Source organism: Aeromonas sp. Prich7-2 (assembly GCF_017939255.1).
Lineage (GTDB): Bacteria > Pseudomonadota > Gammaproteobacteria > Enterobacterales > Aeromonadaceae > Aeromonas > Aeromonas caviae.
Genome location: NZ_JAGKRI010000050.1, coordinates 1 through 9,578 on the forward strand (window position 1 = coordinate 1; position 9,578 = coordinate 9,578).

A 9,578-nucleotide genomic window follows, 5' to 3' on the forward strand; every position below is an offset into this window, starting at 1 on the left:
CGTGGCAGGAAATAACAGAGAAGTTGGAGTGGGCAATGGTGTATTTATCCAAAAACGGCAAAAAGAGTAGGCAGAGAAAATCCAAGCAAAACAACACGTTAGACGGTATTATTAATTCGCTTGCCGCTTAAGGTTCTGTACATGAACGTGGACTTGCCGGCCCCGTTCTCGCCGAGCAGCGCCATGATCTCTCCCCGGCGCAGGGAGAAGTCCACCTGATGCAGGGCTCGTACTCCGGGAAACGCCTTGCATATTCCGCGTGCATTCAATACGACATCGTGAGTGTTCTCTGACATGAACATTGGCTCTCCGATATAGCGCGCCATACAAGTTCAATCACTTATATGGCGCGCTATGTGACAGTCTGGCGGGGGAGCGGGATTAATAACCCATGTCTTTTTTCAGCTCGAGCTGCGCCTCGGCACTCCCGGGCTCAAACAGTTTGGACTCCGTCTTGATATGTTTGGGGGGCAGGGTGCCATCTTTCTTATAGGCCAGCAGGGCATCGAAGGCCGGTCCCGCCATATTCGGCGTGAGCTCCACCGAGGCATTGGCTTCGCCTGCGATCATCGCCTTGAAAATATCCGGCACGCCATCGATGGAGATGATCTTGATATCCTTGCCCGGTTTCAGCCCGGCCTCTTTAATGGCCTGGATGGCGCCGATGGCCATGTCATCGTTATGGGCGTAGACGGCGCAAATATTCTTGCCGCTATTTTCCGCCTTGATGAAGCTCTCCATCACCTCCTTGCCCTTGCTGCGGGTGAAGTCGCCGGACTGGGTGCGGATGATCTTGATGGTGGGCACGGCCGAGACGGTGTCGAGGAAGCCCTTCTTGCGATCCAGCGCCACGCTGGCACCCACTGTGCCCTGCAATTCCACCACGTTGCACGGTTTGCCATCCTGCTGCTTGATAAGCCACTGGGCTGCCACTTCCCCTTCGTGGACGCTGTCGGCGGCGACCCCGGTCATGAAGAGACCGTCATCTTTTACCGTGATATTGCGATCCAGCAGGAAGACCGGGATCTCGGCCTCTTTCGCCTCCTGCAATACCGGCTCCCAGCCAGTCTGTACCACGGGGGCAATAAAGATGGCATCCACTCCTTGGGCAATAAAGGAGCGAATGGCCTTGATCTGGTTCTCCTGTTTCTGCTGGGCATCGGCAATTTTCAGGATGATGCCGCGTTTTTGGGCTTCGCTCTTGGCGACCGATGTTTCTGCAGCTCGCCACCCGGATTCAGAACCAATTTGCGAGAAGCCCACGGTCATCTCTGCAGAATATGCAGTGGCCGAGAGAATAAGGGTGCTGATAATGCTCGCCAGTTTCACTTTTTTATACATATGACACTCCTTTGTGATGCATGGTGAAATAAACCGGAACACGTCAGGTTTTTATTGTACGGGTCAAGGTTATAGGCTCTTGAATTAAACGGCGGGAGGTGGCTCACAGAAAATTTTCAGCAGCACGATGCTTCATACAAACAGCAGAAGAGTTCATATATCGAGCCCTGCCTGTATTGATTTTTATGCATATTTATTTAATTAGGCAACCATTGTGTCCAGAGTGCCACCGGCTTTTTGCCCCCGGTATCGGGGGCGCAGGCACGCAGATGAGGGGCCCTCGTCAACGAAGAGGGGGATATTCCCCTGGCACAGGCGACCCTTCGGGGTGCACCGCTGCCAGCAGGTAATCCACGAAGGCCCGGACCCGGGCCGAGAGGTGACGGTGCTGTGGATAGAGGGCGTAGAAGGGGCGGGATCGCCCCGCAAAGGGGGTCATCACCTCGATCAGCTTGCCTTGCAACAGCGCCTCGGCCGCCACGAAATGGTAGATCTGGAACAGACCGCCCCCAGCCACCGCCCAGCCCAGGCCCGCCAGCACATCGTCAAGCACCCGCTGTCTGCTCTGAACATGAAGGTCGACAGGGTCCCCCTGCTCGTTCACGAACTGCCAGGGGAAGGGGCGGCCCGTGCTCGGGGTGATGAACTGGATCAGATCATGTTGCGACAGCATCTCCAGGGAGGTCGGCGCGGGGCGGCGGGCGGCATAATCGGGGGCGCAGAAGACCCCGAGGCTGGCATCCTCCAGCTTGCGGGCGATGATCCGCCCATCGCGCGGCTCCCCCAGCCGGATGGCCAGATCGTAACCATCCTCCACGAAGTCGATGTTCCTGTTGGAGACATTGAGCTCCAGTTCGACCTCGGGATAGGCCGCCATGAAGCCCGGCAGCAGGGGCACCAGACGGTGGTGGGCATAGACGGTGCCCACGCTGATGCGCAGCACTCCTCTGGGGTGGCGCTGGCGACCGGTGATGGCCCGCTCGGCCTCAGCGATCTGCTCGAGCGCTTGCTGGCACTGTTCCCGATAGAGCTCCCCGTCATGGGTGAGGCGCACGCTGCGGGTGGTGCGATGGAAGAGTTTGACGCCGAGCCTGGCCTCGAGACGCTGGATGGAGCGGCTCACCGAGGCGGGCGTTACCCCCAGTACCTGAGCCGTGGCGGTAAAGCTGCCAAGTTCGGCTGCCTTGCAAAAGAGCTCTATGGTGCCGAGCTGGACGGGGTCGAAGGCACGGGACATATGTTCATCCATGTAAATAATCAAGTTCAATGGTGTGAGTTTATTCATCCTTGGGTAATCAGTAAATTGCTCATCGCGGGCGGCCCGGTGGCCGCCCGATCGATCACTGCCATCAAAAGGAAGATCACGATGAAGAACACCCTCAAGGCCGTGCTGGCCTCACTGCTGCTGGCGACCTCCGCTGCGGCCAGCGCCGCCCCGAAAGGCGAGATCCTGGTGCTGCTCTCGAGCGAGACCGAACTGCCGCTGCAAGGGGGCAAGAGCCTGACCACCGGCTTCTACCAGAATGAACTGGGGGTGCCTGCCGCCGCCCTGCTGGAGGCTGGTTATACCCTGACCCCGGTGACCCCGAGAGGGAACCGGCCCGTTGTCGACAAACACTCCGTCGATCCCCAGTACTTTGGTGGCAACCCGCAGGAGATGGTGCGCATCGGCGCCGTCGTGGAGGGGCTGCTTGGCGCCGGCAAGGTGATCTCCCTGAGGGAGGTGCTGGCATCCGGTCCCGAGCGCTATGCCGGCCTCTTCATTCCCGGGGGCCATGCGCCCCTCATCGATCTTGCCAAGGATCCCGAGGTGGGGACCCTGCTTCGCCACTTCCATGACAACCACAAACCCACGGTCGCCATCTGCCACGGCCCCATCGCGCTGCTGGCGGCGCAGGCGGATCCGGCCGGGTTCGAGCAGTCGGTCATTGCGGGCAAGGCGGACGGCGCCAGAGAGTGGATCTACGACGGTTACAGGATGACCATCTTCTCCGACAAGGAAGAGGCGGTGTTTGAAGGCTCTCTTGGGGGTGACAAGCTGCGCTACTACCCGGCGAAGGCCATGGCCCAGGCCGGTGGCAGCATGCAGTTCGTGGCACCCTGGCAGCCTGGCGTGGTGATCGATCGCGAGCTCATCACAGGCCAGAATCCCTTCTCCGACCACGCCCTGGCGAGCGCCTTTATCGCGGCGCTGGACAAACAGCAAGGGGCAGACTGACGCCAGGAGAGGCGCAAGTTCCCCCCTTGATCAGTGCAGGCAGCCCCCGTGGGCTGCCTTTTTCATGCCCCTGCCTTGGCGAGAAACGCCTTCATGGCGGGGGTGACACTGTGTTTTCGGGTGATGAAGGCGATGGTGCCTGCGCTCGTATCGCTCAAGGGATGGCAGGGCAGTTTGAAGAGTTGCTGGGCGGTGGCGGCGATGCCGGCGCTGACCACGGCGCAGCCCAGGCCGTGGCTCACCCCGTTGACCAGGTGGAACAGGGAGTCGGTCTCCAGCACCACCCGCAGGCTGATCTGCTGGCGGGCGGCGGCCTCGTCCAGGTAGCGGCGAAACTGCATGGTGGTGCTTGGCAGGATCAGGGGGAGCTCTTGCAGGTCCGCCAGGGTCAGCGGCCCGGTCGGGGCGCAGTGGGCAGGCAGGGGGCCCAGCAGGGCCATGGGGTTGGGGTGGCGAAGCTGGACGTCGAGGGCCCTGCGTTGATGCTCGGTGAGCAACTCGTCAAAGCCGAGCCCGATGTCGATGCGATGCAGATCCAGCTGCTCCATCAGGGTGGCATGGGTCATCACGCAGAGGTGCAGGCCCACCTTGGGGTAGGCGTCGTTGAACCCCTTAAGCAGCGGCATGATGTCGATGCTCGACTGGGGCACGACGCCGATGCGCAGCGCCCCCGACAGCCCGCCCCGAAAGAGGCTGAGCTCCTGGCGCATGGCATCCTGCTCCTGCAGCATCCGCTCGGCGTGGTGCAGCACCACTTCCCCCGCCTGGGTCAGGGCCACGAACTGGCTGTTGCGCACCACCAGTTCGGTGCCAAGTGACTTCTCCAGAGCGGTGATGCTGGCCGACAGGGTCGGCTGGGTGATGAAGCAAGCCTTGGCCGCCTTGGCGAAGTGACGGTGCTGGGCCAGCTCGTAGAAATAGTGCAACTGCTTGATATTCATCGTGGTAATGGCAGCAGGCAAAGGCAATGAGCGACAAATTTAATCAATCGACATCCCGATGGCAATAGAAGTTATCTATTGGTGAATAGATTTGTTTCATTGGTTTTGGCGCGGCGGCTTATCTAAACTTGAGGCCCGAATACAGCTTATAAGCGTCTCGCATGATCCCTTTCAATTCACGGTTGCCCAGTCTGGATGAGCTGGTGGAGGAGGTGGCCGTGTCCGTCAACATCAACGGCATCAACCATGCCGTCATGATGGCCACCCCGGACGATCTCGACGATTTCGCCATCGGTTTTCTGTTTGGCGAGGGGATCATCGGGGGCAACCACGATGTACACGATATCCAGAGCACCCCGTCCGAGCACGGCATCGTGCTCGATGTCACCATCGCCAACCGCTGTCTGGCAATACTTGGCCAGCGCAAGCGCCGCCTGGCCGGAGCCAGCGGCTGTGGCATCTGCGGGGTGGAGGCCATCGAACATGCGTTGCCCGTGCTCACCCCGCTGACCCCGGGCGCCCCCTTCGACACCGCCTCTTTGCAGGATCTGCGGGAGCGCATCGTCCCCTGGCAGAGCAAGGCCCGCCAGAGCGGCGCCCTTCATGCCGCCCTGGCGCTGGATGATCGCGGCGAGATCCTGGCCTGCCGGGAGGACATAGGGCGGCACAACGCCCTGGACAAGCTCATCGGCATGCAGCTGCGCCAGCCGGTGCAGGCCGCCACCCTGGTCATCACCAGTCGCTGCGGCAGCGAACTCATTCACAAGGCGGTGCAATTTGGCGCCGCTCACCTCATCAGCCTTGCTTCCCCCAGCCAGCTCGCGGTGCGACTGGCCCTGAAGTACAACCTGACCCTGATCCATGTGCCCCGATCCGATGCCCCGGTCTGCTATGCCAGCCCCCGCGCCCAGGATCACGTTGGAGATTCCCATGTCCAGTCATATTGAGAAACCGGCCAAGGCCGGCGGCTTTTCCTCCCTGCAGTCCACCTTCAAGCAGGTGCTGCGCAGCCAGAAGACCCGCCAGAACATCAAGAACCTGCTGCGGGTCAACCAGACCGACGGCTTTGACTGCCCCGGCTGCGCCTGGGGTGACAACAAGCAGGGGGCCTTCCAGTTTTGCGAGAACGGCGCCAAGGCGGTGGCCTGGGAATCCACCGGCAAGACGGTGGGGGCCGATTTCTTCGCCGAGCATTCGGTGCGTCGCCTCGCCACCCAGAGCGACTACTGGCTCGAATACCAGGGGCGACTGACCGAGCCCCTGCGCTACAACCCGGCCACCGATCACTACGAGCCGGTTAGCTGGGACCAGGCGTTTGCCCTCATCGCCGACAAACTCAAGAGCCTGGCCAGCCCCGACGAGGTGGAGTTCTACACCTCGGGACGCGCCAGCAACGAAGCCTCCTACCTCTATCAGCTGTTTGGCCGCCTCTATGGCACCAACAACTTCCCCGACTGCTCCAACATGTGCCACGAGGCGAGCGGGGTGGGGCTCATCCAGTCCGTCGGGGTGGGCAAGGGCACCGTGGTGCTCGATGATTTCGACGCCGCCAAAGCCATCTTCGTCTTTGGCCAGAACCCGGGCACCAACCACCCGCGCATGATGAACGCCCTGCGCAAGGCGGCGCGCCAGGGGTGCCAGATCGTCACCTTCAACAATCTCAAAGAGGTGGCCCTCGAGCGCTTCGCGAGCCCCCAGAGCCCGGCGGAGCTACTGACCCCGGCGGCCACCACCATCAGCCACCAGTACCTCACGCCAAAGCTGGGCGGTGACATGGCGGCCATTCGCGGCATGGCGAAATACATCCTGGAAGAGGAGGGGGGGCGCATCGATCTCGCCTTCATCGAGCAGCACACCGCGCACTTTGACGACTACCTGGCTCAGGTGAAGGCCACGGAGTGGACGCAGATCGAGGCGCAATCCGGCCTCGGTCGGGAGGCGATCACCCGGGCGGCGCAGATCTTCGCAAGCAGCGAGAGCGTGATCAGCTGCTGGGCCATGGGGATCACCCAGCACAAGCATTCGGTCGACACCATTCGCGAAATCGTCAACCTGCACCTGATGTGCGGCCAGATTGGCAAGCCGGGGGCCGGACTCTGTCCGGTGCGCGGTCACAGCAACGTGCAGGGCAACCGCACCATGGGGATCAACGAGAAACCCAATGCCGCCTTCCTCGAACGCCTGGAGCGCCGTTTCCCGGTGGGCTTCAAGCGCACGCCGGGGCACAACGTCTACGAGGCCCTCAAAGCCCTTCATGGCGGCAAGAGCAAGGTGCTCATCTGCCTTGGGGGCAACCTGGCAGCCGCCGCGCCGGATACCGAGTTCACCTATGAAGCGATGCGAAGGAGCGAGCTCAACGTGCAGATCAGCACCAAGCTCAACCGCAGCCACCTCATGGTGTCAAAAGATGCCCTGATCCTGCCCTGCCTGGGCCGTACCGAGCTCGATCAGCAGCGCACCGGGGTGCAGAAGATCACCGTGGAGGACACGTTCAGCATGGTGCACGCCTCCACCGGGATGAACGAGCCGGTCTCGCCGCTCTGTCTCTCCGAGATAGACATCGTGGCCCGCATGGCCGAGGCAACGCTTGGCAGCGATCGGGTGGACTGGCTGGCGCTGCGGGATGACTACGGGCTGCTGAGGGATCTCATCGAGGAGACCATCGCGGGCTTTGGCGACTTCAACCGCCGCATCGAGGAGCCCAGCGGCTTCCATCTGGAGAACAGCGCTGCCCTGCTGCGCTGGAACACCGCGAGCGGGCGCGCCGAATTCAGGGCGAGCCGTTTGCCGGACTCCATCCTGCCCGAGTGCACCAGCCACGCGGAGCAGATGGTGGACCAGCCCGTGCTGCTGCTTCAGAGCCTGCGCTCCCACGATCAGTACAACACCACCATCTATGGCATGGATGACCGCTATCGCGGCATCAAGGGGCGACGCAACGTGGTCTTCATGAACGAGGAGGATGCCAGGAGGCTGGGGCTCGCCGAGGAGCAGCGGGTGGACATGAGTGCGGTGTGCAACGACGGGCGCGAGCGGGTGGTGCGGGGCTTTAGCGTCATCTTCTACGAGATCCCGAAAGGCAACATCGCCGCCTACTACCCGGAGACCAACCCCCTGGTGGCCATCGAGAGCATAGGGGAGGGCTCTTTCACCCCCACCTCCAAATCGGTGCCCGTACTGGTGACCCCGAGCGCCGCCTCGGTCGAGAGCCTGGCTGTCACGCTCTGATCTCCTGACATGGATACCGTCCGATCCCTGCCATGGCAGGGGTTTTTTATGGCCGAACGGTGTCCGGCAAAGCCTGGGCCGATCAGCCCAGGGCCACCACCACGCAGTTTCGGCCCTGGCTCTTGGCATCATAGAGCGCCTTGTCCGCCTCCTTGAGCACGGCGGCGATGCTGGTGGCATCCGCTCCCCAGTGGGCGACGCCGAGGGAGATGGTGATGTGGCCTGCTACCTCCATGTCGTGGCTCGCCACCCGGGTACGCAGGCGCTCGGCGATCTTCTGCGCCTGTGCAAGGGAGACCCCGGGCAGCAGCAGCAGGAACTCTTCGCCGCCGCTTCGACACAAGGCGGCATCGGAACGCAGATCCTGCTGCATCAGGGTGGCGAGGGAGACGATGACGGCATCCCCCACGTCGTGACCGAAGCGGTCGTTGATGGCCTTGAAGTGATCGATGTCCAGGGCAATCACCGTCAGGGGCTGACGCTCGACCTCGTACTCGTCCAGCATCTGCTGCATGGCCCGGCGGTTGAACAGGCCCGTCATGGGGTCGGTGTGGCTGTCGGTGTGCAGTTTGTCGATCTTGGTGTTGAGCAGCCCCAGCCCCTTGAGGATGGCCTGCTTCAACTGGGCCGCTTCGAAATACCAGGCGCGGATCCCCGAGATGCTGGTGGCGGCCCCTTGCTGATCCATGAGTCCGGCCCGGTTGGCCAGTTGTCGCAGGGGTCTGGCGATGATGGTGGCCGAGAGCCAGATGACGAAGAGAATGAAGAGGGTGACCGGGATCATCCCCTTGAGGATCTCCAGCATCTGTTCATCCAGGCCGGCCAGGGTGGCGCTGCGGGGGCGCTGGGCCACTATCCCCCAGCCTGCGTCCGCCACCGGGGCAAAGCCTGCCAGCATCTCGCTGCCCCGGGAGTTGAGCACGCTTTGCGCGCCATCCTGCCCCTTGAGCACCGCATCCACCACCCGGTTCTTGCCAATCCTCTGGCCGATGCGCTCCGGGTTCGGGTGATAGATGAGGGTGCGCTGGCGGTCCACCACATAAAGATAAGAACCATCCTGGTAGTAGTGCTGCCCCAGCAGGCTGGAGAGCACGCTGGCGGACTCCAGATAGATGGTGCCGGCAACATAGCCGAGGTAGCGTTTGTCTGCCGAGAAGATGGGGTGGGAGAGGCTGATGAGGTAGTTGCCAGTGAGGGAGACCAGAGGATCCGCGATGAGGGGCTGCTGGCTTGCCAGGGTCCGGCTCGCATTGGCCGAGGTGAGCTTGACCCCTTTCACATGCAATGCCTCGGGAGAGACGGCGACGATGACGGAATCGGTGTTCACGATGGCCACCGAGTTGAAGGTGTTGGTCTGCTGGCGCAACTGGCCTGCCACCTCCTCGAGTCCATGGAGGTCGTTGTCCTGCAGCAAGGGGGCGAGCCGGGCCGCGCCATAGGCCAGCTGTCCCTGGGCCGAGCGCAGCATGGTCTCGGTGGAGGCGGCGAGCTTGGTGGCATAGACCCGGTTTGCCTCCAGGGTGCTGTCGATGAGCAGTTGTCTTTGTGCCTGATAGATGGCGTAAAAGCTGTTGCCAAAGGTAGCCAGCACGCCGATGACGGCCAGCGCAAGGATGAGGCGATGCAGATCAAACCTCAGCAGCCAGTGAGAGTGCATGAACGAAACGGATCCTTGTCGTGGCATCGGGGCAGTGCGGCAATTTTAAGGTTCTTCGCGGGATCTTGGGGAAGTGGAAGTTGACAGACAGGGTGCTGGTAAACTGGCTGTCTCCAAACACACCACCACCATCACCCTGCTGTCGCCGTGCATCATATTGATATTGCCTCCTTCTGGCCAGGTTATACCGTCA

Annotated in this window: 7 protein-coding genes and 1 pseudogene; 3 read left to right on the plus strand and 5 right to left on the minus strand. The window is 61.9% G+C overall.

What is annotated here, in order from left to right; genetic code table 11:
• Window positions 1-122: 122 nt before the first annotated feature.
• The 3 genes and pseudogenes from J9892_RS10380 to J9892_RS10390 all read right to left on the minus strand — a co-directional run.
• A pseudogene (locus J9892_RS10380) lies at window positions 123-296 on the minus strand (ATP-binding cassette domain-containing protein); the annotation flags it as partial.
• Window positions 297-381: 85 nt separating this feature from the next.
• Window positions 382-1,341, minus strand: coding sequence for a galactofuranose ABC transporter, galactofuranose-binding protein YtfQ (gene ytfQ / locus J9892_RS10385; protein ID WP_010674607.1), 960 nt, complete (start codon window positions 1,339-1,341; stop codon window positions 382-384).
• A gap of 283 nt (window positions 1,342-1,624) precedes the next feature.
• Window positions 1,625-2,590 carry a LysR family transcriptional regulator gene (locus tag J9892_RS10390; protein WP_234916744.1) on the minus strand — a complete coding sequence of 322 codons (966 nt, stop codon included), beginning with the start codon at window positions 2,588-2,590 and terminating at the stop codon, window positions 1,625-1,627.
• Between the two features lie 117 nt (window positions 2,591-2,707).
• On the opposite strand from J9892_RS10390, the gene J9892_RS10395 reads away from it, so the two are divergent.
• Window positions 2,708-3,559: a type 1 glutamine amidotransferase domain-containing protein gene (locus J9892_RS10395; protein WP_161470739.1), complete on the plus strand. Its 852-nt coding sequence runs from the start codon at window positions 2,708-2,710 to the stop codon at window positions 3,557-3,559.
• A 62-nt stretch (window positions 3,560-3,621) separates the two neighbouring features.
• Here the strand turns inward: J9892_RS10395 and J9892_RS10400 are convergent, their stop codons facing one another.
• The gene (locus J9892_RS10400; RefSeq protein WP_104456108.1) at window positions 3,622-4,500 is read right to left on the minus strand and encodes a LysR family transcriptional regulator; all 879 of its coding nucleotides are present in this window, start codon (window positions 4,498-4,500) and stop codon (window positions 3,622-3,624) included.
• 161 nt (window positions 4,501-4,661) lie between these two features.
• Here J9892_RS10400 and fdhD point away from each other — a divergent pair, with 161 nt between their 5' ends.
• A complete protein-coding gene (gene fdhD / locus J9892_RS10405) occupies window positions 4,662-5,447 on the plus strand; it encodes a formate dehydrogenase accessory sulfurtransferase FdhD (RefSeq protein ID WP_161470741.1) in 786 nt (261 codons plus the stop codon).
• Window positions 5,431-7,728, plus strand: a complete 2,298-nt coding sequence (locus J9892_RS10410; RefSeq protein ID WP_210538289.1) for an FdhF/YdeP family oxidoreductase — start codon at window positions 5,431-5,433, stop codon at window positions 7,726-7,728. The genes fdhD and J9892_RS10410 overlap by 17 nt, the downstream gene beginning before the upstream one ends.
• Window positions 7,729-7,810: 82 nt before the next feature.
• Here J9892_RS10410 and J9892_RS10415 read toward each other — a convergent pair whose 3' ends face one another.
• Entirely contained in the window at window positions 7,811-9,385 is a 1,575-nt protein-coding gene (locus J9892_RS10415) for a sensor domain-containing diguanylate cyclase (protein ID WP_103243187.1), read from the minus strand.
• Between the last annotated feature and the right edge of the window lie 193 nt (window positions 9,386-9,578).